The sequence below is a fragment of the Lelliottia nimipressuralis genome, from assembly GCF_041464075.1.
GTDB classification, from domain to species: domain Bacteria; phylum Pseudomonadota; class Gammaproteobacteria; order Enterobacterales; family Enterobacteriaceae; genus Enterobacter; species Enterobacter nimipressuralis.
Window position 1 is genome coordinate 772726 of record NZ_CP167172.1, and the last position, 22707, is coordinate 795432.

20 protein-coding genes are annotated in these 22707 nt (G+C 53.9%); 10 read left to right on the top strand and 10 right to left on the bottom strand.

Annotation, left to right across the window (positions count from 1 at the left end):
- The 5 genes from ftsZ to mutT all read left to right on the top strand — a co-directional run bounded on the left by ftsZ (position 1) and on the right by mutT (position 6176).
- Positions 1–1152 carry a cell division protein FtsZ gene (ftsZ, locus tag ACB496_RS03620; RefSeq protein WP_006173842.1) on the top strand — a complete coding sequence of 384 codons (1152 nt, stop codon included), beginning with the start codon at positions 1–3 and terminating at the stop codon, positions 1150–1152.
- A 101-nt stretch (positions 1153–1253) separates the two neighbouring features.
- Positions 1254–2171, top strand: a complete 918-nt coding sequence (gene lpxC, locus ACB496_RS03625) for a UDP-3-O-acyl-N-acetylglucosamine deacetylase (protein ID WP_100777619.1) — start codon at positions 1254–1256, stop codon at positions 2169–2171.
- Positions 2172–2446: 275 nt separating this feature from the next.
- Positions 2447–2950: a secA translation cis-regulator SecM gene (gene secM / locus ACB496_RS03630; RefSeq protein WP_371974466.1), complete on the top strand. Its 504-nt coding sequence runs from the start codon at positions 2447–2449 to the stop codon at positions 2948–2950.
- Between the two features lie 59 nt (positions 2951–3009).
- On the top strand, positions 3010–5715 hold the full coding sequence (secA, locus tag ACB496_RS03635; RefSeq protein WP_371974468.1) for a preprotein translocase subunit SecA: 2706 nt from the start codon (positions 3010–3012) through the stop codon (positions 5713–5715).
- 59 nt (positions 5716–5774) lie between these two features.
- Positions 5775–6176 (top strand): 8-oxo-dGTP diphosphatase MutT, encoded by a 402-nt coding sequence (mutT, locus tag ACB496_RS03640; RefSeq protein ID WP_102104600.1) that lies wholly within the window; start codon positions 5775–5777, stop codon positions 6174–6176.
- Positions 6177–6208: 32 nt separating this feature from the next.
- Here the strand turns inward: mutT and yacG are convergent, their stop codons facing one another.
- Genes yacG through coaE form a run of 3 tightly spaced genes read right to left on the bottom strand, consistent with a single transcriptional unit; the run spans position 6209 to position 7776 of the window.
- Positions 6209–6403: a DNA gyrase inhibitor YacG gene (yacG, locus tag ACB496_RS03645; RefSeq protein ID WP_371974469.1), complete on the bottom strand. Its 195-nt coding sequence runs from the start codon at positions 6401–6403 to the stop codon at positions 6209–6211.
- A gap of 9 nt (positions 6404–6412) precedes the next feature.
- Complete coding sequence (gene zapD, locus ACB496_RS03650; protein WP_107702253.1) at positions 6413–7156, bottom strand: cell division protein ZapD; 744 nt, start codon at positions 7154–7156, stop codon at positions 6413–6415.
- Positions 7156–7776, bottom strand: coding sequence for a dephospho-CoA kinase (gene coaE, locus ACB496_RS03655; protein WP_371974471.1), 621 nt, complete (start codon positions 7774–7776; stop codon positions 7156–7158). The genes zapD and coaE overlap by 1 nt, the downstream gene beginning before the upstream one ends.
- A 228-nt stretch (positions 7777–8004) precedes the next feature.
- On the opposite strand from coaE, the gene ACB496_RS03660 reads away from it, so the two are divergent.
- Positions 8005–9048, top strand: coding sequence for a GMP reductase (locus tag ACB496_RS03660; protein WP_100777612.1), 1044 nt, complete (start codon positions 8005–8007; stop codon positions 9046–9048).
- Between the two features lie 35 nt (positions 9049–9083).
- On the opposite strand, the gene hofC is transcribed toward ACB496_RS03660, so the two are convergent.
- From hofC to nadC, 4 genes are all read right to left on the bottom strand, one after another.
- A complete protein-coding gene (gene hofC, locus ACB496_RS03665; RefSeq protein WP_371974473.1) occupies positions 9084–10280 on the bottom strand; it encodes a protein transport protein HofC in 1197 nt (398 codons plus the stop codon).
- A complete protein-coding gene (gspE, locus tag ACB496_RS03670) occupies positions 10270–11655 on the bottom strand; it encodes a type II secretion system protein GspE (RefSeq protein WP_371974475.1) in 1386 nt (461 codons plus the stop codon). The genes hofC and gspE overlap by 11 nt, the downstream gene beginning before the upstream one ends.
- A gap of 13 nt (positions 11656–11668) precedes the next feature.
- Complete coding sequence (gene ppdD / locus ACB496_RS03675) at positions 11669–12106, bottom strand: prepilin peptidase-dependent pilin (RefSeq protein ID WP_107702249.1); 438 nt, start codon at positions 12104–12106, stop codon at positions 11669–11671.
- 193 nt (positions 12107–12299) lie between these two features.
- Positions 12300–13193, bottom strand: a complete 894-nt coding sequence (gene nadC, locus ACB496_RS03680) for a carboxylating nicotinate-nucleotide diphosphorylase (protein WP_371974477.1) — start codon at positions 13191–13193, stop codon at positions 12300–12302.
- Between the two features lie 87 nt (positions 13194–13280).
- Between nadC and ampD the strand changes: the two genes are divergently transcribed.
- Both ampD and ampE read left to right on the top strand, forming a co-directional pair.
- Positions 13281–13844, top strand: coding sequence for a 1,6-anhydro-N-acetylmuramyl-L-alanine amidase AmpD (ampD, locus tag ACB496_RS03685; protein ID WP_107702247.1), 564 nt, complete (start codon positions 13281–13283; stop codon positions 13842–13844).
- Positions 13841–14695 carry a beta-lactamase regulator AmpE gene (gene ampE, locus ACB496_RS03690; protein WP_371974480.1) on the top strand — a complete coding sequence of 285 codons (855 nt, stop codon included), beginning with the start codon at positions 13841–13843 and terminating at the stop codon, positions 14693–14695. The genes ampD and ampE overlap by 4 nt, the downstream gene beginning before the upstream one ends.
- Before the next feature lie 18 nt (positions 14696–14713).
- On the opposite strand, the gene ACB496_RS03695 is transcribed toward ampE, so the two are convergent.
- The 3 genes from ACB496_RS03695 to aroP form a co-directional block, all read right to left on the bottom strand.
- Positions 14714–15664 (bottom strand): family 43 glycosylhydrolase, encoded by a 951-nt coding sequence (locus ACB496_RS03695; protein WP_371974482.1) that lies wholly within the window; start codon positions 15662–15664, stop codon positions 14714–14716.
- A 10-nt stretch (positions 15665–15674) separates the two neighbouring features.
- Positions 15675–17072 (bottom strand): glycoside-pentoside-hexuronide (GPH):cation symporter, encoded by a 1398-nt coding sequence (locus ACB496_RS03700; RefSeq protein ID WP_100777604.1) that lies wholly within the window; start codon positions 17070–17072, stop codon positions 15675–15677.
- Positions 17073–17232: 160 nt separating this feature from the next.
- Positions 17233–18603: an aromatic amino acid transporter AroP gene (aroP, locus tag ACB496_RS03705; protein ID WP_371974485.1), complete on the bottom strand. Its 1371-nt coding sequence runs from the start codon at positions 18601–18603 to the stop codon at positions 17233–17235.
- 537 nt (positions 18604–19140) lie between these two features.
- On the opposite strand from aroP, the gene pdhR reads away from it, so the two are divergent.
- Together pdhR and aceE are read left to right on the top strand one after the other, a co-directional pair.
- Positions 19141–19905: a pyruvate dehydrogenase complex transcriptional repressor PdhR gene (gene pdhR, locus ACB496_RS03710; protein ID WP_100777602.1), complete on the top strand. Its 765-nt coding sequence runs from the start codon at positions 19141–19143 to the stop codon at positions 19903–19905.
- A 124-nt stretch (positions 19906–20029) separates the two neighbouring features.
- A complete protein-coding gene (gene aceE / locus ACB496_RS03715) occupies positions 20030–22693 on the top strand; it encodes a pyruvate dehydrogenase (acetyl-transferring), homodimeric type (RefSeq protein ID WP_100777601.1) in 2664 nt (887 codons plus the stop codon).
- The last annotated feature ends 14 nt before the right edge of the window (positions 22694–22707 follow it).

The following is a 22707-nucleotide window of genomic DNA, read 5'->3' on the forward strand; positions in this document are numbered from 1 at the left end:
ATGTTTGAACCAATGGAATTAACCAACGACGCGGTGATTAAAGTCATCGGCGTCGGTGGCGGCGGCGGTAACGCTGTCGAGCATATGGTGCGCGAACGCATCGAAGGTGTTGAATTCTTTGCAGTTAACACCGATGCTCAGGCACTGCGAAAGACAGCTGTAGGCCAGACTATCCAGATCGGTGGTGGTATCACTAAAGGTCTGGGCGCTGGGGCTAACCCAGAAGTCGGTCGTAACGCGGCTGAAGAAGACCGTGAAGCACTGCGTGCTGCACTTGATGGCGCCGATATGGTGTTTATCGCAGCGGGCATGGGCGGTGGTACCGGTACGGGTGCTGCTCCGGTCGTTGCTGAAGTGGCAAAAGATTTGGGTATCCTGACCGTTGCTGTCGTGACGAAGCCTTTCAACTTTGAAGGCAAGAAGCGTATGGCTTTCGCGGAGCAGGGTATCACTGAGCTGTCCAAACACGTGGACTCTCTGATTACCATCCCGAACGACAAACTGCTGAAAGTGCTGGGTCGCGGTATCTCCCTGCTGGACGCTTTTGGCGCAGCAAACGACGTGCTGAAAGGCGCGGTTCAGGGTATCGCTGAGCTGATTACTCGTCCGGGTCTGATGAACGTCGACTTCGCCGACGTCCGCACCGTAATGTCCGAAATGGGCTATGCGATGATGGGCTCTGGCGTGGCAAGCGGTGAAGACCGTGCGGAAGAAGCGGCTGAAATGGCGATCTCTTCTCCATTGTTGGAAGACATCGATCTGTCCGGCGCGCGCGGCGTACTGGTCAACATTACCGCTGGCTTCGATCTGCGTCTGGATGAGTTCGAAACCGTGGGTAACACCATTCGTGCGTTCGCGTCTGATAACGCCACCGTGGTTATCGGTACTTCCCTTGATCCGGAAATGAACGATGAGCTGCGTGTGACCGTTGTTGCCACCGGTATCGGCATGGACAAACGTCCAGAGATCACCCTGGTCACCAACAAACAGACCCAGCAACCGGTAATGGATCGCTACCAGCAGCACGGCATGGCGCCGCTGACGCAGGAGCAAAAACCAGCTGCGAAAGTGGTGAACGACAATACGCCACAAACCGCGAAAGAACCGGATTATCTGGATATCCCAGCGTTCCTGCGTAAGCAAGCTGACTAAGAATTGGCTGGAATTTGGGGATTTTCGCTCTTTGTGCTAAACTGGCCACCCGTTAGTGATATACACTCTCGGTTGGATAAGTAATTTGGCGAGATTATACGATGATCAAACAAAGGACACTTAAACGTATCGTTCAGGCGACTGGCGTCGGTTTACATACCGGCAAAAAAGTCACACTGACGCTGCGCCCTGCGCCGGCCAATACCGGGGTCATCTATCGTCGCACCGACTTGAATCCACCGGTAGATTTTCCGGCCGATGCCAAATCTGTGCGTGATACTATGCTCTGTACTTGCCTGGTGAACGAGCATGACGTGCGGATTTCTACCGTAGAGCACCTGAACGCCGCCCTGGCGGGTCTGGGTATCGACAACATCGTTATTGAAGTCGATGCGCCAGAAATCCCAATCATGGATGGCAGTGCTGCTCCGTTCGTTTATCTGCTGCTTGATGCGGGCATTGATGAACTGAACTGCGCGAAGAAATTTGTACGCATTAAAGAGACTGTTCGCGTGCAAGATGGCGACAAGTGGGCTGAATTCAAACCGTTTAATGGTTTCTCGTTGGACTTTACCATCGACTTTAACCATCCGGCGATTGACGGCAGCAACCAGCGCTATGCGATGAACTTCTCTGCTGATGCGTTTATGCGTCAGATTAGCCGTGCACGTACTTTCGGTTTCATGCGTGATATCGAATATCTGCAGTCCCGTGGCCTGTGCCTGGGCGGCAGCTTCGATTGTGCCATCGTTGTTGACGATTATCGCGTACTGAACGAAGACGGCCTGCGTTTTGAAGATGAATTCGTTCGTCACAAAATGCTGGACGCGATCGGCGACCTCTTCATGTGTGGTCACAACATCATTGGTGCATTTACCGCGTTTAAATCCGGTCATGCACTGAACAACAAATTGTTGCAGGCAGTCCTCGCAAAACAGGAAGCTTGGGAATTTGTGACCTTCGAAGATGAAGCTGAATTGCCACTGGCATTCAAAGCGCCGAGCACGGTTCTGGCGTAACGGTTAATTCCGTATCGTAAAATCGACTGGTTGACCTGGTACTCTCTCCGGCCAGGAAGACCAGTCGTTTTTGTTTTTGCACGTCTGATTTTCTTCCCCGCATGATTATTGCCCGCTAAGCACAGAATGTGCGCGCGTTCGCTGCATTCTTGACCGTTTTTACCCGTGGCAATCTGTCATTCCTGCTGATGTATTATCGCTTTAGTGATAATATCTGTGCGCTAAATAATATCTGAACGCATGCCTGAACGGGCCTGCATACGATGGTGGATTAGGTGAGCGGAATACTAACGCGCTGGCGACAATTTGGCAGACGTTACTTCTGGCCGCATCTCTTATTAGGGATGGTTGCGGCGAGCCTCGGCTTGCCTGTACTCAGCCACACCTCAGAAGCGGCAACGCCTGCGAACACCACCACCGCCAAACACGATCTCTCCACGCGGGTTAATTTCACTCATCTCGCGCTGCTGGAAGCCAGTCGCCGTCCGAACTTTACGGTCGATTACTGGCATCAACATGCTATTCGCACCGTCATCCGTCATCTTTCGTTTGCCATGGCGCCACAAGCTGTGCCTGCTGCGGAAGAGTCGCTGCCGGTTCAGGCGCAACATCTTGCGCTGCTGGATACGCTCAATGCGCTGCTGACGCAGGAGAGCAAACCGCCGGTCATCGTTCGTCAGATGGCTCAGACCGCCTTGATCCCACACGCCGCCTTTTCGGTGTCCGCCTGGATTAGTCAGGTGCAGGGCATCCGCGCCGGGCCACAACGCCTCAGCTAAATTAACTTTTTTCAATACCTTAATTTATCTGCCCATGATGGGGCGTGTGAGAATTTATTATGCTAATCAAATTATTAACCAAAGTTTTCGGTAGCCGTAACGATCGTACCCTGCGCCGTATGCGCAAAGCGGTCACCGTCATTAATGGTATGGAACCGGAGATGGAAAAACTCTCCGATGACGAACTGAAAGCGAAAACGGGCGAGTTCCGTGAGCGTCTGGAAAAAGGCGCAACCCTGGAAAGCCTGATTCCAGAAGCTTTCGCCGTGGTTCGCGAAGCGAGTAAACGCGTGTTTGGCATGCGTCACTTCGACGTTCAGCTGCTCGGCGGTATGGTTCTGAACGAACGTTGCATCGCAGAAATGCGTACCGGTGAAGGTAAAACCCTGACTGCAACGCTGCCTGCGTATCTGAACGCGTTGACCGGTAAAGGCGTTCACGTCGTGACCGTCAACGATTACCTGGCACAGCGTGACGCCGAAAATAACCGTCCCCTGTTCGAATTCCTCGGTATGTCCGTCGGCATCAACATGTCCGGCCTGCCCGCTCCGGCGAAGCGTGAAGCGTATGGCGCAGACATCACCTACGGTACCAACAACGAATACGGTTTTGACTACCTGCGCGACAACATGGCGTTTAGCCCGGATGAGCGCGTACAGCGTAAACTGCACTACGCGCTGGTGGATGAGGTCGACTCAATCCTCATCGATGAAGCCCGTACTCCGCTGATCATCTCTGGCCCGGCTGAAGACAGCTCCGAGATGTACCGTAAAGTCGACAAAATCATCCCGCACCTGATTCGTCAGGAGAAAGAAGATTCCGATACTTTCCAGGGCGAAGGCCACTTCTCCGTGGATGAAAAAGCGCGTCAGGTGAACCTGACCGAGCGCGGTCTGGTCCAGATTGAAGAGCTGCTGGTTGAGCAGGGCATTATGGAAGAGGGCGAGTCACTTTACTCCCCGACCAACATTATGCTGATGCACCACGTTACTGCGGCATTGCGCGCTCACGTCCTGTTCACCCGCGATGTGGATTACATCGTGAAAGACGGCGAAGTGATCATCGTTGATGAACACACTGGCCGTACCATGCAGGGCCGTCGCTGGTCTGATGGTCTGCACCAGGCTGTGGAAGCGAAAGAAGGCGTCGATATTCAGAACGAAAACCAGACGCTGGCTTCTATCACCTTCCAGAACTACTTCCGTTTGTATGAAAAACTGGCGGGCATGACCGGTACAGCGGATACCGAAGCGTTCGAATTTAGCTCTATCTACAAACTGGATACCGTTGTCGTTCCAACGAACCGCCCAATGATCCGTAAAGATATGCCGGATCTGGTCTACATGACCGAAGCGGAAAAAATTCAGGCGATCATCGAAGATATCCGCGAGCGTACCGCTGCAGGCCAGCCGGTGCTGGTGGGTACTATCTCTATCGAAAAATCCGAAGTGGTCTCTCACGAGCTGGATAAAGCGGGCATTAAGCACAACGTGCTGAACGCTAAATTCCACGCCAAAGAGGCCGATATCGTTGCGCAGGCGGGTTATCCGGCTGCGGTTACCATCGCTACAAACATGGCGGGGCGTGGTACCGATATTATGCTGGGCGGTAGCTGGCAGGCCGAAGTGGCCGAGCTGGAAAACCCAACGCCAGAACAAATTGCGCAGATCAAAGCTGACTGGCAGGTGCGTCACGATGCGGTGCTGGCCTCCGGTGGTCTGCACATCATTGGTACCGAGCGTCACGAATCTCGTCGTATAGATAACCAGCTGCGTGGCCGTGCGGGTCGTCAGGGTGATGCCGGTTCTTCCCGCTTCTACCTGTCAATGGAAGATGCCCTGATGCGTATTTTCGCCTCTGACCGTGTGTCTGGCATGATGCGTAAACTGGGGATGAAACCGGGCGAAGCGATTGAGCACCCTTGGGTGACCAAAGCGATTGCCAACGCACAGCGTAAAGTGGAGAGCCGCAACTTCGATATTCGTAAGCAGCTGCTTGAGTATGATGATGTTGCCAACGATCAGCGTCGTGCTATCTACACCCAGCGTAACGAACTGCTGGATGTGTCCGATGTGAGCGAAACCATCAACAGCATTCGCGAAGATGTCTTTAAAGTGACTATCGATGCGCACATTCCACCGCAGTCTCTGGAAGAGATGTGGGATGTTGAAGGCCTGCAGGAACGTCTGAAAAACGACTTCGATCTCGAACTGCCGGTTAAAGAGTGGCTGGACAAAGAGCCAGAGCTGCACGAAGAGACGCTGCGCGAACGTATTCTGGAAACTGCGGTTGCCGTTTACAAGCAGAAGGAAGAAGTGGTTGGCACCGAGATGATGCGTCACTTCGAGAAAGGCGTCATGTTGCAGACCCTGGACTCTCTGTGGAAAGAGCATCTGGCAGCGATGGATTACCTGCGTCAGGGTATTCACCTGCGCGGCTATGCGCAGAAAGATCCTAAGCAGGAGTACAAACGTGAATCCTTCGCCATGTTCGCCTCTATGCTGGAGTCACTGAAATACGAAGTGATCAGTACCCTGAGCAAAGTTCAGGTACGTATGCCAGAAGAAGTGGAAGCGATGGAACAACAGCGTCGTGAAGAGGCTGAGCGTCTGGCACAGATGCAGCAGCTGAGCCACCAGACTGACGAAGACGAAGCGGCAGCGGCGATTGCAGCCCAGACGGGCGATCGCAAAGTGGGCCGTAACGATCCGTGCCCATGTGGTTCCGGTAAAAAATACAAAGCGTGTCATGGCCGTCTGAGCTAAACACGTATCACCAGTTGAAAAGGCGCAGACATCTGCGCCTTTTTTATGGAAGTCACAATATGAAAGTACTGCAAATCGCTGTCGGGATTATTCGCAACCCGCAAAACCAGATCTTCATTACTCAACGCGCCGCTGATGCCCATATGGCGAATAAATGGGAGTTTCCTGGCGGTAAAATCGAATCAGGTGAAACGCCGGAACAGGCGCTGATTCGGGAACTTCAGGAAGAGGTGGGGATCACCCCGAGTGGCCCGACGTTGTTCGATAAGCTCGAATACCAGTTCCCGGATCGCCACATTACGCTGTGGTTCTGGGTGGTGGAAAGCTGGGAGGGGGAACCCTGGGGCAAAGAGGGACAGCCTGGCAACTGGGTTGAATTAGAAGCGCTGGACGCCGATAAATTCCCGCCAGCCAATGCGCCTGTCATTGCAAAACTGATTGAGGAATGGAAGGCCTGCTAAGCCGATTGTCAGCAGGCGCTGCGGAGAACGGGTTATTGCTGTTCTTCGCTCCAGTCGTCGCTGTCGGACAGATCGCCCGCGCTCGGGATGCGTTTCTCTTCCACAGCCCATTCACCCAGATCGATTAACTGGCAGCGTTTGCAGCAGAACGGGCGAAACGGGCTGATTTCGCCCCAGATCACGGCTTTCCCACAGGTCGGGCAACTGACGGTAATAATTTCAGACATCAATACTCCTTAGCAACAAGCCAGTTCGAAATCGAGACGTTCTGGCACGGTGCCATTTTCACTGTCCAGCGGCATAAAGCGAATCGCAAAGCGGCTTTTATGCCCGGAAATCTGCGGATAAAGCTGCTCGCCGAGCGCAATATTCAGACGCAGCAGATCGGCATCGTCGCCGTTGTCCTGGTAAAAACCGTTAAGGCTGGTCTGTTTGCGAAACGGCGATGAGTGGCGCACGAGATCGAGGATCAGCGTCAACGCCTGATTCATCGGCTCCAGACTTTCCATCCAGCTCGTCACCTGCGCATCGCGTTGTTGTTGCTGCATATGCAGCCACATGTGCAACGTTGGCAGGTCGAAACTGCAACAGCCACCCGGAATACTCAGACGCTGGCGCACCAGGGCAATCAGTCGGTCTTCGCGCAGAAACTGCCCCACGCGAGGCGCAGCCATCAGAATGCTACTGCTTTGTTTCAGCTGAAGACGCAGGGAGTCAATGCGGCTCTGATCGACACCGGGGACTTCAGTCCAGGCCTGCAGTTTACGCTGCTGGCGCTCAAGTTCTTTCAGTAATTCGGTACGAACGTCACCGCGCTCAATGACATCCAGCAGATCGCCGACATTGCGAAAAAAATGCAGCGCCGTAGCGTGATCGGCGATAGGACGATGGTGCGACATCTGCTGAATGAGAAATTCTATGCGCAACCAGGTGCGCATTTTTTCATTGAGTGGGTGCTCAAAAAGGATGTGCGTATTCATTATGGTTTTTCCTGTGCTACGGCCTGCGCCGCGTAGATCAGATACTGGGCGTGCAGGCGGGCAACATCCGATTCAATTGTGTCGGGTGCGCCATCATTATCAATAACATCATCTGCGACGGCAAGGCGCGCTTCACGCGTTGCCTGCGCAGCAAGAATTTGTTCAGCGTGCTGGCGAGTGACATTATCGCGCAGCATCGTTCGCTGAAGTTGTGTCTCAGGCGATACATCGACGACCAGAACACGATCGGCTTTGTGCTGCAGCTGATTTTCAACAAGCAAAGGAACAACCCATAGCACATAAGGTGATGTGGACGCAGCGATCTGGCGCTGAGTTTCCTGGTGAATCATGGGGTGCAGGAGGGCATTGAGCCAGGTTTTCTCAGCGGGCTGCGCAAAGATACGTTCCCGCAGCAGACGTCTGTTCAAGGTGCCATCGGCATTGATGATGTGATGTCCGAAATGCCCGGCAATCGCATTGAGGCCGGGTGTATGAGGCTCTACCACCTGACGGGCAATAATATCCGCATCAATAATCGCGATACCCCGACGTGAAAAAGCATCGGCCACGGTGCTTTTGCCACTGCCAATACCGCCCGTTAACGCTACGACGTACCCCATTAAATCAGATCCTGGGAATTATTCATTTTTAAAATCAGCTGCTTAGAAATTGAACTTACAGTAGCGAATGGTTAATTCTGTTTACCTGATTTTGACCAGGTAAATTTATAGGATTGTAGCGTAAAAAAAGAGAAATTCGCAGTCTTGCGGAGCACGTATTAGTGCGTATGATAACGTCACTGGAGTTGTGCTTTTAACATATTTGCCTCTAACCCCAGGAATCCGCACATGCGTATCGAAGAAGATCTGAAGTTAGGTTTCAAAGACGTTCTCATCCGCCCTAAACGCTCTACGCTGAAAAGCCGCTCAGACGTTGAACTCGAACGTCAATTCACCTTTAAGCATTCCGGTCAGACATGGTCTGGCGTGCCTGTTATTGCCGCTAACATGGATACCGTCGGTACCTTTGCTATGGCTACCGCGCTGGCGACTTTCGATATTCTGACTGCGGTGCATAAGCATTACAGCATTGAAGAGTGGAGCGCTTTTGCCGCTTCAGCGTCTGATGATGTGAAGAAACACATCATGGTATCTACCGGTACCTCCGATGCGGATTTCGAAAAAACCAAACAAATCCTGGTCGCAAATCCCGAGTTTAATTTTGTCTGCATCGACGTTGCGAATGGCTATTCCGAGCATTTTGTTCAGTTCGTCAGCAAAGCGCGTGCAGCCTGGCCGACCAAGACCATCATTGCGGGTAACGTCGTGACTGGCGAGATGTGCGAAGAGCTGATTCTGTCTGGTGCAGATATCGTGAAAGTCGGTATCGGTCCAGGCTCTGTTTGCACCACGCGTGTTAAAACAGGTGTTGGCTATCCACAGCTGTCCGCCGTGATTGAGTGTGCCGATGCGGCCCACGGTCTGGGCGGTCAGATCATCAGTGACGGTGGCTGCACCACCCCTGGCGATGTGGCGAAAGCCTTTGGTGGCGGCGCTGATTTCGTGATGCTGGGCGGTATGCTGGCAGGGCACGAAGAGAGCGGTGGTGCTGTGGTTGAAGAAAACGGCGAGAAATTTATGCTGTTCTACGGCATGAGCTCTGAATCTGCCATGAACCGCCACGTTGGCGGCGTTGCACAGTATCGTGCAGCAGAAGGCAAAACCGTGAAACTGGCTCTGCGCGGCCCGGTCGAAAATACCGCTCGCGACGTTCTGGGTGGGCTGCGTTCTGCATGCACGTATGTCGGCGCATCACGCCTGAAAGAGCTGACCAAACGCACTACCTTTATCCGCGTTCAGGAACAAGAAAACCGCGTTTTCAATAGCCTGTAATCGCTTTGTCGCTGGTGCGCACCTGCGTGCCAGCGCTATCCCGCACTCATGGCGTCCCCCAGATGGAAAATGGGCAGATACATCGCCACCACCAACGTTCCGATTATCACTCCCGTCACAATCAATAGCAGCGGTTCTAACAGCGACGCCAGATTATCCGCATGCTGAAACGTCTGCTCGTTATGATGACGCGCCAGATTGGTCAGCATCATATCCAGGGCTCCAGAGACCTCACCCGTTCGCACCAGCTGGATGCATAATGGGGTGAAAATTCCTGCGCCACTCAGCGACGACCAGATAGATGCTCCCTGCACCACACGCTGCCTGACATCCCGCAGCACCTCTTGCCAGAACACCCCCTCGACCGACTCTTGGGCGCTTTCCAGCCCTTGTAAAAAAGCGATGCCTGCCTGCTGTGTTAGCGATAACACGGTAAATATTTGGCTCAGCTTTTGCCCACGAATCAGCGAGCCCATAATGGGCACACGCAACCCAAATCTTTGATGAAAACGCTGCCAGCCTTCATGCCGCCTTAGGAAACGCATGACGAGCACCGGGGACAGTCCGATGCATATCAGCGCGGTGAGATGCTGACCAACAAAGTCAGCAAACCCGATAACCAGCTTTGTTAGCAGCGGTAAGGGCGTATTAAACGTCTTATAGATAGCAGCAAACTCGGGCAATACCAGCGTGACCATTGCCATCACCACGACAACGGCGAGGGCCAAAATGATCGTGGGGTATCGCAGGGCCTTTTTTACTTTCGCACTAAGTTGCTGCTGTGAATGCTGCTGCTGTGCTAACTCGCGACAGCACTCTTCCAGTTTTCCGGTGAGTTCACCGGTTTTCATCATCGAAACATAGAGCGGAGAAAACACCTCCGGCCATTTCTTTAATGCGTCGGAGAATGCACAACCCGCGCTGAGATCATCTGCCAGACTGGCCAGTAGCGCCTGCCACTGCTTAACGGGATGCTGCTCGGCCAACATTTGCAGGCTCCAGGCGAGCGTCAGTCCAGCCTGAAGCAGGGCAGCAAGTTGTCGGAATATTTCATAACAGTGCTGTGCCTGCCATTTTTGCTGCATAAGATTGCGTTTCAAGGCCAGCGGACAGAGCGCCTTTTGCGACAGCTGACCCCAGGCGGCCTCGCGATCGGCAGCCCAAAGTGTGCCCTGCTGCAGTTCCCCCTCAACCGTGAGCGCGCGCCAGCGCCAGAGATATTTAGCAGCCATCAGGCATCCCCAGTACGCGAAGTAGCTCTTCGAGCGTGGTGTGCCCACGCTCTACGGCCAGGCACCCGTGTTCAAATAGCGTGGTCATACCCGTTCGTCGGGCTGTTTTTTCGATCTCTTCAATTGATGCACCACTGGCGATAGCCTGGCGAATATCATTGTTCACTGGCAGCACTTCAAACAGAGCAACGCGGCCATAAAATCCGTGATAGCAACGGTCACAGCCCACCGGCTGCCAGTGCGGTAGCTTGCGTGGCCAGACTGTTTTAGGGATTCTCGCCTCCTGGTAGCTCTCTTTTCGACAATGGGGGCAGAGGCGGCGTACCAGCCTCTGTGCAATGACCAGCGTCAGAGCAGAAGAGACCATCCAGCGGGCAACCCCCATCTGCTGAAGACGGATCAGGGTCTCTGTCGTGGAATTTGTATGCAGCGTGGAGAGCACTAAATGGCCCGTCTGCGCGGCTTTGATGGCGATTTCTGCCGTTTCACCGTCGCGGATCTCACCCACCATGATGATGTCCGGATCCTGGCGCAATAGTGCCCGCAGCACAGTTTGAAACGTCAGGCCCGCACGCGGGTTGATTTGCGTCTGGTTCAGCCCGGCCAGGGGGATCTCAATCGGATCTTCAACGCTGCAAATATTCACATCCTCCGCGTTACGGGCCTGAAGTGCGCTATAAAGCGTGACAGTTTTCCCGCTGCCGGTCGGACCGGTGACCAACAACAGCCCCTGCGGCTGGTTGAGCACCTCGGCAAAAAGCCTGTGCTGGGCGTCTGTCATACCTAATGCGTCAAGCTCCAGAGCCTGCTGCACCTGATGCAGCAAACGCAGCACGATTTTTTCACCACCCCGGCAGGGGAGGGTCGCAATGCGAAAAGAGACCGAAGCGCCCGCCAGTTCAACGGTAAACTGTCCATCCTGCGGCAGGCGGCGCTCGGCGATATCCAGATCGCCCAGCACCTTTAAACGGGCAATCAGGGTGGTTGCCAGCGCAGCCGCCAGCGGAGGCTGTGGATAAAGCACGCCATCAATACGTAAGCGGATTTGCCAGGCCTCTTCGGCAGGCTCAATGTGAATATCCGAGGCGCGCTGACTGAGCGCCTGCAGCAGCGTGCGGTTAAGAATATCGACAGCAGAACTGGCAATAGGAGTCACAACCGGCAAGTTTGACGGCGATGACGACTGCTGGTACTTCTCCATCCGCTCTTTGGTCCAGCATTCAATGTCGATTCGCTTTTGCGTCGCGAACCGCAGGGCTTCCATCATTTGGGATGCCGGCGTGTCCACCACGGCAATGCTGACCATCTCGTCGTTGCTGGTTAGTAGTAGCGCATGATGTCGCTGACAAAGCAGTCTCAGTTGTTCTGAATTCATGTTCCGCCCCCTGTTATTTGCTGTCGAAGCGGAAAACGTCTTCACACGCTTGTTGAAGGGTGCTGTCGTTTGCAATGTTGCAATCACGCGTCCAGCCGGTAATGCCGTCGCCATCGCTCCATAGCGGGGCTAAAACCACTTCAAGTCCGTTCAGACTCTCCTGGCCGGTGAGTGCCACTGCGCCTTTGGCAATGCTCATGGCAGAGACATAACGCGTAGTCGTGGGCGAGGGAATGCCGTTGGTTCCGCCATCGCAAGTCCCGACACCGCCATGATCGAGCGCGCAAAGCTCAATCGCCGTGCGGTAGGGGACAAAAGTTTGCAGCATGTCGGTCAGTGCGGCTTTGCGCAGATAGTTTTGGTAAGCCGGAACGCCGATGGCGCTCAGAATGGCGATGATGCCAATCACCACCATCAGTTCAATGAGGGTAAATCCATGTTGTCTGTTCATATCTGCTCCTTGAGTTTCGTGGCGCAACTGTGGCAGCGGCAAAAAGCAAACACGAGGAGCAAAAAGAGAATTGTGAAAGGGGATTCAGAGAATTTTAATGTGGTTGCAGGAGAGCATCAGAATTTTGCGAGAAGGGTCGTAATCACGGAATTTTCTTCCCCCTCACTGTCATGAGAGGGGGAAGAGTCGCGTATTATTTGAAACGCATCGAGAGGTCAAGGGCCTGCACATGCTTGGTAAGCGCCCCAACGGAGATGAAATCCACGCCGGTTTCAGCGAACTCACGCAGGGTTTCATGCGTCACGTTGCCCGACACTTCAAGCTGCGCCTGGCCGTTGGTGCGTTTGACCGCTTCACGCATCAGTTCCGTCTCGAAGTTATCGAGCATGATGATATCGGCTCCGGCTTTCAGCGCGGCATCAAGCTCTTCGAGGTTTTCGACTTCAACCTCGACAGGGACGTCCGGATGCAGCCAGAAGGCTTTTTCGACCGCCTGGCGCACAGAGCCAGACGCAATAATGTGGTTCTCTTTAATCAGGAAGGCATCGGATAACCCCAAACGATGGTTCGCTCCACCACCGCACAGCACCGCGTATTTCAGTGCAGTACGCAGGCCGGGCAGCGTTTTACGGGTATCCAGCAGTTGGGTTTTGGTGCCTTCCAGCAGATCGACGTAGCGACGAACGGCGCTCGCGACGCCGGATAATGTCTGGACGAAGTTCAGCGCGGTACGCTCACCCGTTAACAGCACGCGGGCAGGGCCGTCGAGTTCAAAAAGGGGCTGATTGGCGCTAATGCTGTCGCCATCCTGAACATGCCAGGTTATCTGAACGTCATCGCCGGCGAGCTGGGTAAAAACCTCCTCAACCCAGCGTTTGCCACAGAACACGCCGTCTTCGCGGGTGATAATTACCGCGTGGGAGCGCGTCTCTTTTGGCAATAATTGTGCGGTAATATCGTTGTCCGCATTGACCTCGCCGCCCAGATCTTCGCGCAGCGCATGGGCGACGCTTGCCGGGATATCGAGGTTAATACGTTCCAGAAGCGCGTCACGTCGGTGGTCGGGGTTATAACGGCGAGGCGGCATGATAAAACTCCAAATTGGTAACGAATCATAAGATTGAAACATGCTACTCTGAACCGAGAATCTGCACCATATATAAGGAGAGCCAGCATGCAGTTACAAGATGGATGGCTGGTTGATGCGCGGCACGTACCGTCGCCGCACCATGATTGCCGCCCGGAGGACGAAACGCCCTCACTGCTGGTAGTCCACAATATTAGCCTGCCGCCGGGTGAATTTGGTGGTCCGTGGATCGATGCATTATTCACCGGAACAATCGATCCCGATGCCCATCCTTTTTTTGCTGAGATTGCGCACCTGCGCGTTTCTGCTCATTGTCTGATTCGCCGCGACGGTGAAATCGTCCAGTATGTTCCTTTCGATAAACGCGCATGGCATGCAGGTGTGTCGGTGTACCAAGGGCGTGAACGCTGCAACGATTTTTCGATTGGTATTGAGCTGGAAGGGACGGACACAACGCCTTACACGGATGCGCAGTATCAGGCGCTGGTGGCGGTGACGCGTGAACTCACCGCGTTGTACCCTAAAATTGCTGATAACATCACCGGGCATAGCGATATTGCGCCAGTGAGAAAAACCGATCCTGGCCCGGCGTTTGACTGGTCCCGGTTTCGCGCCATGCTTACCGCTTCGTCAGATAAGGAGATGACATGACGTTGTTTACCATGCTGCTGGTGATGATCGCTGAACGGTTGTTCAAACTGGGCGAACACTGGCATTTGGATCACCGGATGGAAGTGCTGTTCCGCCGGATTAAACATTTCTCGATGCTGCGCACCCTGCTGATGACCGCAGTGGTAATGTGCGTGGTGTATCTGCTGCTGCGTGCGCTGCACGGCCTCTTTTTCAACGTGCCGCTGCTGGTGGTGTGGATCCTGCTCGGCGTGCTGTGCATCGGTGCCGGAAAGGTGCGGTTGCACTATCACGCCTATCTGAAAGCCGCATCGCGAGACGACAGCCACGCGCGCGGCGCGATGGCAAGCGAATTGACGCTCATCCACGGTGTGCCGCCGGACTGCAACGAGCGCGATTACCTGCGCGAACTGCAAAATGCACTGCTGTGGATTAACTTCCGCTATTATCTCGCGCCGCTGTTCTGGTTTGTGGTCGGCGGCCCGTGGGGACCTGTGTTCCTGATGGGATATGCGTTCCTGCGCGCCTGGCAAACCTGGCTTGCCCGCTATTTGACGCCGCATGAGCGTCTGCTGTCAGGAATCGATGCGATTTTACATGTGCTGGACTGGCTGCCGGTTCGCCTGGTCGGCGTGGTATATGCGCTTATTGGTCACGGTGAGAAGGCGCTTCCGGCCTGGTTTGCGTCACTGGCCGAACGACACACTTCTCAGTATCAGGTGCTGACGCGTCTGGCGCAGTTCTCCCTGGCGCGTGAGCCGCACACGGACAAAGTCGAAACCCCGAAAGCGGCGGTGTCGATGGCGAAGAAAACCTCATTTGTGATTGTGGTGCTGGTCGCGCTTCTTACGATTTACGGTACGCTGGTGTAAGCCAGCGCACCGCACGTCTCACTCAGTATCCGCAGGCGGGATGCCAAACTCTGGCATCCCGTTTTCGTTCCAGTGGACAAGCTTCAGACGGGTGTGACGGTTCGGATCGTACAGCGGATCGCCCTCGATTTCGGTGTAGTTACGCGCGTGATACACCAGCACATCCTCACCGTCCGGCGTTTGCGTAAAGCTGTTATGCCCAGGTCCGTACTGACGATTTTCATAGCTTGTGGTAAACACCGGGCGCGGCGCTTTGTGCCAGTTGGCGGGGTTACGCAGGTCAGCGCTTTTATCAATCCACAGCAGCCCCATGCAGTAATTCTCATCCGTCGCGCTGGCAGAGTAGCTGATAAACAGCCTGTCTCCGTGCTCCAGCACCGCCGGGCCTTCGTTGACCCAGAATCCGCGGCACTCCCAGTCATACTCGGGTTTACTGAGCAGGACAGGCTCACCCGTCAGCGTCCATGGGTTTTCCATCTCGCAGAGATAGAGATTAGAGTTCCCTGAGATATCCGGCGCTTTTTGCGCCCACAGATACCAGCGTTTGCCCTGATGAACAAAGGTCGTGGCATCGAGGGCAAAGGTATCAAACGGCGTCGTTATCTGCCCTTTTTCAACCCATTTCCCGGTCAGGGGATCGCTATCGGCACATTCCAGCGCGTACATCCGGTGCTGGAACATATTGAGCTGATCGAGCGCTTTCGTGTGCGCGGCGGCAAAGTAGATGTACCACTTGCCGTCAATGTGATGCAGCTCCGGTGCCCAGATAAGCTCGCTCATCGGGCCGCTCTCCGGCTTACGCCAGACCACCACTTCGGGTGCGTGGCGTAACGCTTCCAGCGAGTCGGCGCGGCGAATCGCCAGCCTGTCGTACTCTGGCACGGAAGCGATAAAGTAGTATTGCCCCTCGTGATGCAGAATAAACGGGTCGGCACGTTGTTCGATAAAGGGATTGGGCCAGTGACGCATTGGGCTTTCCTTATTTGGTTTCAGCGGCTTTGAGTTCCTGGTAATCATTCAGCTCGCGATAGTTTATGCGGCGTTTCTCCAGATCTTCCTGAATCTGCTTCATCAGTTCACGATCGACTTTCAGCAGACGAACCACACCCGCAGTGATCAGATAACCGACGCCCGGAATCAGGGTGAACAGCAGGACGATCCCGTTGATGGCATCGGCGCTTTGCGCTTTGGCTCCCGCATCGTAACCGTACCAGGAGAGCAGGAATCCGACCATCGCACCAGCAATCGCCAGACCCAGCTTGAGGAAGAAAATATTGCCGGAGAAGCTGATCCCGGTGATGCGTTTACCGGTTTTCCACTCGCCGTAGTCGTCCACGTCGGCCATCAGCGACCAGTGCAGCGGGGAAGGGATCTGATGCAACACGTTGAGCAGGAAGTAGAGCACCACAATGGTGGTGGTGGCTTTTGGATCGAAGAAGTAGAACGCGCTGGAGAAAATGGCCAGGGCGATGTTGGTCCAGAAGAAGACTTTCAGCTTACACCAGCGGTCGGTCAGGGGTTTGGCGAGGATGCTACCGAGCATCATGCCCACCACGCCGAGACTGATAAACAGCGTGGCGAAATGGGTGCTTTGCCCCATTACCCAGGTGACGTAGTACATGGTCGCTGCCATGCGAATAAAGCCAGGGCAGACGTTACAGATTGTCAGCAGCAGAATGCGCACCCACTGATCGTTCTTCCACACATCCTTGAGATCGTTTTTCAGTTCGTCATTGGTCTGGACCGCCGGGCGAATACGTTCCCGTACGGTTGAGAAACTAAACAGGAACATGCAGGTGCCAATCAGCGCCAGCACGGTCATCGCCATTTGATAGCCTTTGGCTTTGTTGTCACCGCCAAAATACTCCACCATCGGCAGCAGGGTTAAGGAGAGCAGCAGCGTCGCAATCCCTACCATGACAAAGCGATACGACTGGCAGGCCACGCGCTCTTTCGGGTCGTTAGTGATTACCCCGCCCAGCGAGCAGTAAGGGATATTGATCGCGGTGTAAGTGAGTGACAGCAGGAAATAGGTGACGAACGCATAGATAACTTTGCTGTTGTACGTCCACTCTGGGGTGGTGAACATCAGAATACTGAACAGGGCATACGGGAAGGCAATCCACAGCAGCCATGGACGAAATCGCCCATATTTACTGCGGGTACGGTCAGCAATGGCTCCCATTATGGGGTCGGTGATGGCGTCAATCACCCTCACTGACAGCAATAGCACCCCTACCAGAGCGGGGGCGAGCCCAAAGATATCCGTATAAAAGTAGTTAACAAACAACATAATGGCGCCGAAGATGATGTTACATCCCGCGTCGCCCATGCCATAGCCGATCTTTTCTTTTACAGACAGTTTATTGTTATCCATCGACAGCTCTCCGGGTTTCGGTATGGAGAGAATTATTCGCTGGCAAATGAATATTTGCGTTGCAGTATCAGGGCGGTGATATGGATGATTTGGCTGTTGGTGAGAATTTGTGAGGCAGGTAACACGCTCTGTGCCGCAGCCGGCACAGAGCGAGAAGTGATTAATGCGCTTTTACGGTTTTGGCATTTTTCTGTTTAAACAGATAGCCCACGCCGAGGATCACAATCCACACAGGAATGAGATACACGGAGATCGCCATGCCTGGGGTCATCAGCATAATCACCAGCACCGCCGCCATAAAGATCAGGCATACCCAGTTGCCCAGCGGATAGAACAGGGCTGGGAAGCGCGTTTTCACGCCTTGCTGCTGTTTCGCGCGGCGGAACTTGATGTGCGCCAGGCTAATCATCGCCCAGTTGATCACCAGTGCGGACACGACCAGCGCCATCAGCAGACCGAATGCAGATTCCGGTGCCAGATAGTTAATCAGCACGCACAGGGCGGTCACCACTGCGGACACCATAATGGAGTTCACCGGCACGCCGCGTTTATCAACGTTCAGCAGGGCTTTCGGAGCGTTACCCTGCTGTGCCAGGCCGAACAGCATACGGCTGTTGCAGTAGACGCAGCTGTTATACACGGACAGCGCCGCGGTCAGCACCACGATGTTCAGCGCGTTTGCCACGAGGGTATCGCCCAGTTCATGGAAGATCAGGACAAACGGGCTGGTGTCAGCGGTGACGCGCGTCCACGGCAGCAGGGAGAGCAGAACCGCCAGTGAACCCACATAGAAGATCAGAATACGGTAGATAACCTGGTTGGTGGCTTTCGGGATGCTTTGCTCAGGATTATCGGCTTCTGCGGCGGTAATCCCCACCAGCTCCAGCCCACCAAACGAGAACATAATGATTGCCATCATCATTACCAGCCCGGTCATGCCGTGAGGCAAGAACCCGCCTTGCTCCCACAGGTTGCGCACGGTCGCCTGCGGGCCACCGTTGCCGCTGAACAGCAGCCAGCCGCCGAAGATGATCATCGCCACAACCGCGATCACTTTGATGATCGCGAACCAGAACTCCATCTCACCGAACACTTTGACGTTAGTCAGATTGATGGCGTTGATGATCACAAAGAAAGCCGCTGCTGATGCCCAGGTTGGGATCTCCGGATACCAGAACTGGATGTATTTCCCGACGGCAGTCAGCTCAGCCATGGCAACCAGAACGTACAGGACCCAGTAGTTCCAGCCCGACGCGAAACCGGCAAAGCCGCCCCAGTACTTATAGGCAAAGTGGCTGAAGGAGCCGGCTACCGGCTCTTCAACCACCATTTCACCGAGCTGGCGCATAATAAGGAAGGCGATAAAGCCCGCGATGGCATAGCCCAGAATAATCCCCGGACCTGCCGACTGAATGACGGATGCGCTGCCCAGAAACAGGCCGGTACCGATAGCGCCACCCAACGCGATGAGCTGTATATGGCGGTTTTTAAGGCCGCGCTTTAGCTGATCGCCATGCTGTTGAGCTTCCATTTGAAACCTCGTGTGTGGTTGTTATGTTCACGCTCGGGCGTGTGTAATTATGAAAGTCCATTTTCTGTATTTATTTCTTTACGGTGAAGTTGACCGAAAAAAGCGGATATGGCTTCCGTTGACGCAAGAATAGTGGTAAGCGCCAGCGAATGCACCTGCTTTATGAAGGGATGTCGATCGCTTGAATAAAAAGAAAGCATTTGTAAATGCCTGCGCGTCGCTCCCTCACCCCATCTATAGAATAAAAATGCTCCATAAGTGGGCGAATTTTCATTATTTACCTTGTTGAATCGCTTCAGATTGCAAATTCCCTCGTTTCAATAAGGTTAAAACTACCTTTTTAGTGGTAACCAGTTCATTTGTGCAAAGTTACATTTCTGAAACGTTATTTCTGTAAGGTTGTTAAAATGTGCAGGGTTTACTGATTTCAATCAAAACCAATATGGACAGAAGGTGAATACTTTGTTACTTTAGCGATACGAACATGAAATTGGTAAGACCAATTTACTCCGGGCAAAAAGGCGTAAGACAGGGAATATGGCCTACAGCAAAATTCGCCAACCAAAACTATCGGATGTGATAGAGCAGCAGCTGGAGTTTTTAATCCTCGAAGGGACTCTGCGCCCCGGTGAAAAACTCCCGCCTGAACGCGAGCTGGCAAAACAGTTCGACGTTTCCCGTCCCTCTCTGCGTGAGGCGATTCAACGTCTCGAAGCGAAGGGCTTGCTGCTTCGTCGTCAGGGCGGTGGAACGTTTGTGCAAAATAGCCTGTGGCAGAGCTTCAGCGATCCGCTGGTCGAGCTTTTGTCTGACCACCCAGAATCCCAGTTTGACCTGCTTGAAACCCGTCACGCGCTTGAAGGTATCGCTGCTTATTACGCGGCCCTGCGCAGCAATGATGAAGATCGCGTGCGTATTCGCGAACTGCATCAGGCCATTGAACGGGCACAGCAGTCAGGCGATCTCGACGCCGAGTCCAATGCCGTCGTCCAGTATCAAATTGCCGTCACCGAAGCAGCGCACAATGTCGTGCTTCTCCACCTGCTTCGCTGTATGGAGCCGATGCTGGCCCAGAATGTTCGACAAAATTTTGAATTGTTGTACGCCCGCCGGGAGATGCTCCCGCTGGTCAGCAATCATCGCACCCGTGTATTCGAGGCGATAATGGCCGGGGAACCGGAGCAGGCGCGTGAAGCGTCGCACCGTCACCTGGCTTTCATTGAGGAAATCTTGCTGGACCGCAGCCGTGAACAGAGTCGTAGAGAACGTTCACTCCGCCGCATACAGCAACGAAAGGATTAAGCGCCAGAGTTTTTTTAGAGCGCGGCAACTAAACGCAGAACCTGTCTTATTGTGTTCTTTGCTGAGAGCACAATGGGACAGGTTCCAGACAAATCAACGTATTAGATAGATAAGGAATACCCCCATGTCAGAACGTCTCCAAAATGACGTGGATCCGATCGAAACTCGCGACTGGCTACAGGCGATCGAATCGGTCATCCGTGAAGAAGGTGTTGAGCGCGCTCAGTATCTGATTGATCAGCTGCTTTCAGAAGCCCGTAAAGGTGGCGTGAAAGTAGCTTCAGGTGCAGGGGCTAGCAACTACGTAAACACGATTGCCGTCGAAGACGAACCGGAATACCCGGGCAATCTGGATCTGGAACGTCGTATCCGTTCTGCAATTCGCTGGAACGCGATCATGACCGTTCTGCGCGCATCCAAGAAAGACCTGGAACTGGGCGGCCACATGGCTTCCTTCCAGTCTTCTGCGACCGTTTATGAAGTGTGCTTTAACCACTTCTTCCGCGCACGCACCGAGAAAGACGGCGGCGACCTGGTTTACTTCCAGGGCCATATCTCTCCGGGCGTTTACGCACGTGCGTTCCTGGAAGGTCGTCTGACTGAAGAGCAGATGAACAACTTCCGTCAGGAAGTTCACGGTAAAGGTCTGTCTTCTTACCCGCACCCTAAACTGATGCCTGAGTTCTGGCAGTTCCCGACCGTTTCTATGGGTCTGGGTCCAATCGGTGCGATTTACCAGGCTAAATTCCTGAAATATCTGGAACACCGTGGCCTGAAAGATACCTCTCAGCAGACCGTTTACGCCTTCCTGGGCGACGGCGAGATGGATGAGCCAGAATCTAAAGGTGCGATTACCATCGCTACCCGTGAGAAACTGGACAACCTGTGCTTCATCATCAACTGTAACCTGCAGCGTCTGGATGGTCCGGTAACCGGCAACGGCAAGATCATCAACGAACTGGAAGGCATCTTCAGCGGTGCTGGCTGGAACGTCGTTAAAGTGATGTGGGGCGGTCGTTGGGATGAGCTGCTGCGTAAAGATACCAGCGGTAAACTGATTCAGCTGATGAACGAAACCGTTGACGGCGACTATCAGACCTTCAAATCCAAAAACGGTGCCTACGTTCGTGAGCACTTCTTCGGTAAATACCCTGAAACCGCAGCGCTGGTTGCAGACTGGTCTGACGATCAGATCTGGGCTCTGAACCGTGGCGGCCACGATCCGAAGAAAGTCTACGCAGCACTGAAAAACGCGCAAGAAACCAAAGGCAAAGCAACAGTTATCCTGGCTCATACCATCAAAGGTTATGGCATGGGTGACACCGCCGAAGGTAAAAACATTGCGCACCAGGTGAAGAAAATGAACATGGACGGCGTGCGTTATATCCGCGACCGCTTCAACGTTCCTGTCACCGACGAGCAGGTTGAAAACCTCTCTTACATCACCTTCCCGGAAGGTTCTGAAGAACACACCTACCTGCACGCACAGCGTCAGAAACTGAACGGCTACCTGCCGTCCCGTCAGGTGAACTTCACTGAGAAACTGGAACTGCCGGTTCTGGAAGACTTCTCCCAGCTGCTGGAAGAGCAGAACAAAGAGATCTCTACCACTATCGCTTTCGTTCGTGCCCTGAACGTGATGCTGAAGAACAAGTCGATCAAAGATCGCCTGGTTCCAATCATCGCCGATGAAGCGCGTACCTTCGGTATGGAAGGTCTGTTCCGTCAGATCGGTATTTACAGCCCGAACGGCCAGCAGTACACCCCGCAGGACCGTGAGCAGGTTGCATACTACAAAGAAGACGAGAAAGGCCAGATTCTGCAGGAAGGGATCAACGAGCTGGGCGCAGGCGCATCCTGGCTGGCTGCTGCGACCTCTTACAGCACCAACAACCTGCCGATGATTCCGTTCTACATCTACTACTCCATGTTCGGTTTCCAGCGTATCGGTGACCTGTGCTGGCAGGCTGGCGACCAACAGGCTCGCGGCTTCCTGGTCGGTGGTACTTCCGGTCGTACGACTCTGAACGGTGAAGGTCTGCAGCACGAAGATGGTCACAGCCACATTCAGTCTCTGACTATCCCGAACTGTATCTCTTATGACCCGTCTTACGCGTACGAAGTGGCAGTCATCATGCATGACGGTCTGGTTCGTATGTACGGTGAAGCGCAAGAGAACATTTACTACTACATCACCACTCTGAACGAAAACTACCACATGCCGGCTATGCCAGCAGGTGCCGAGGAAGGTATCCGTAAAGGTATCTACAAACTCGAAACCATCGCGGGTAGCAAAGGTAAAGTTCAGCTGCTGGGCTCCGGTTCTATCCTGCGTCACGTACGTGAAGCAGCGCAGATCCTGGCGAACGACTACGGCGTTGGCTCTGACGTGTACAGCGTAACATCCTTCACTGAACTGGCACGTGATGGCCAGGATTGTGAGCGCTGGAACATGCTGCACCCAATGGAAACGCCACGCGTACCGTACATCGCTCAGGTGATGAACGACGCTCCGGCAGTCGCATCTACTGACTATATGAAACTGTTCGCCGAGCAGGTTCGTACTTATGTACCGGCTGATGATTACCGCGTACTGGGTACCGACGGCTTCGGTCGCTCTGACAGCCGCGAAAACCTGCGTCACCACTTCGAAGTTGACTCTTCTTACGTGGTCGTTGCAGCGCTGGGCGAACTGGCTAAACGTGGCGAAATCGATAAGAAAGTGGTTGCGGAAGCAATCACCAAATTCAACATCGATGCAGATAAAGTTAACCCGCGTCTGGCGTAAGAGGTAAAAGAATA

What these genes read in the sequence shown, in the direction of transcription:
- ftsZ (WP_006173842.1), top strand. Translation starts at nt 1, where the DNA reads ATGTTTGAACCAATGGAATTAACCAACGACGCGGTGATTAAAGTCATC.
- lpxC (WP_100777619.1), top strand. Translation starts at nt 1,254, where the DNA reads ATGATCAAACAAAGGACACTTAAACGTATCGTTCAGGCGACTGGCGTC.
- secA (WP_371974468.1), top strand. Translation starts at nt 3,010, where the DNA reads ATGCTAATCAAATTATTAACCAAAGTTTTCGGTAGCCGTAACGATCGT.
- mutT (WP_102104600.1), top strand. Translation starts at nt 5,775, where the DNA reads ATGAAAGTACTGCAAATCGCTGTCGGGATTATTCGCAACCCGCAAAAC.
- yacG (WP_371974469.1), bottom strand. Translation starts at nt 6,403, where the DNA reads ATGTCTGAAATTATTACCGTCAGTTGCCCGACCTGTGGGAAAGCCGTG.
- zapD (WP_107702253.1), bottom strand. Translation starts at nt 7,156, where the DNA reads ATGAATACGCACATCCTTTTTGAGCACCCACTCAATGAAAAAATGCGC.
- coaE (WP_371974471.1), bottom strand. Translation starts at nt 7,776, where the DNA reads ATGGGGTACGTCGTAGCGTTAACGGGCGGTATTGGCAGTGGCAAAAGC.
- ACB496_RS03660 (WP_100777612.1), top strand. Translation starts at nt 8,005, where the DNA reads ATGCGTATCGAAGAAGATCTGAAGTTAGGTTTCAAAGACGTTCTCATC.
- hofC (WP_371974473.1), bottom strand. Translation starts at nt 10,280, where the DNA reads ATGGCTGCTAAATATCTCTGGCGCTGGCGCGCGCTCACGGTTGAGGGG.
- gspE (WP_371974475.1), bottom strand. Translation starts at nt 11,655, where the DNA reads ATGAATTCAGAACAACTGAGACTGCTTTGTCAGCGACATCATGCGCTA.
- ppdD (WP_107702249.1), bottom strand. Translation starts at nt 12,106, where the DNA reads ATGAACAGACAACATGGATTTACCCTCATTGAACTGATGGTGGTGATT.
- nadC (WP_371974477.1), bottom strand. Translation starts at nt 13,193, where the DNA reads ATGCCGCCTCGCCGTTATAACCCCGACCACCGACGTGACGCGCTTCTG.
- ampD (WP_107702247.1), top strand. Translation starts at nt 13,281, where the DNA reads ATGCAGTTACAAGATGGATGGCTGGTTGATGCGCGGCACGTACCGTCG.
- ampE (WP_371974480.1), top strand. Translation starts at nt 13,841, where the DNA reads ATGACGTTGTTTACCATGCTGCTGGTGATGATCGCTGAACGGTTGTTC.
- ACB496_RS03695 (WP_371974482.1), bottom strand. Translation starts at nt 15,664, where the DNA reads ATGCGTCACTGGCCCAATCCCTTTATCGAACAACGTGCCGACCCGTTT.
- ACB496_RS03700 (WP_100777604.1), bottom strand. Translation starts at nt 17,072, where the DNA reads ATGGATAACAATAAACTGTCTGTAAAAGAAAAGATCGGCTATGGCATG.
- aroP (WP_371974485.1), bottom strand. Translation starts at nt 18,603, where the DNA reads ATGGAAGCTCAACAGCATGGCGATCAGCTAAAGCGCGGCCTTAAAAAC.
- pdhR (WP_100777602.1), top strand. Translation starts at nt 19,141, where the DNA reads ATGGCCTACAGCAAAATTCGCCAACCAAAACTATCGGATGTGATAGAG.
- aceE (WP_100777601.1), top strand. Translation starts at nt 20,030, where the DNA reads ATGTCAGAACGTCTCCAAAATGACGTGGATCCGATCGAAACTCGCGAC.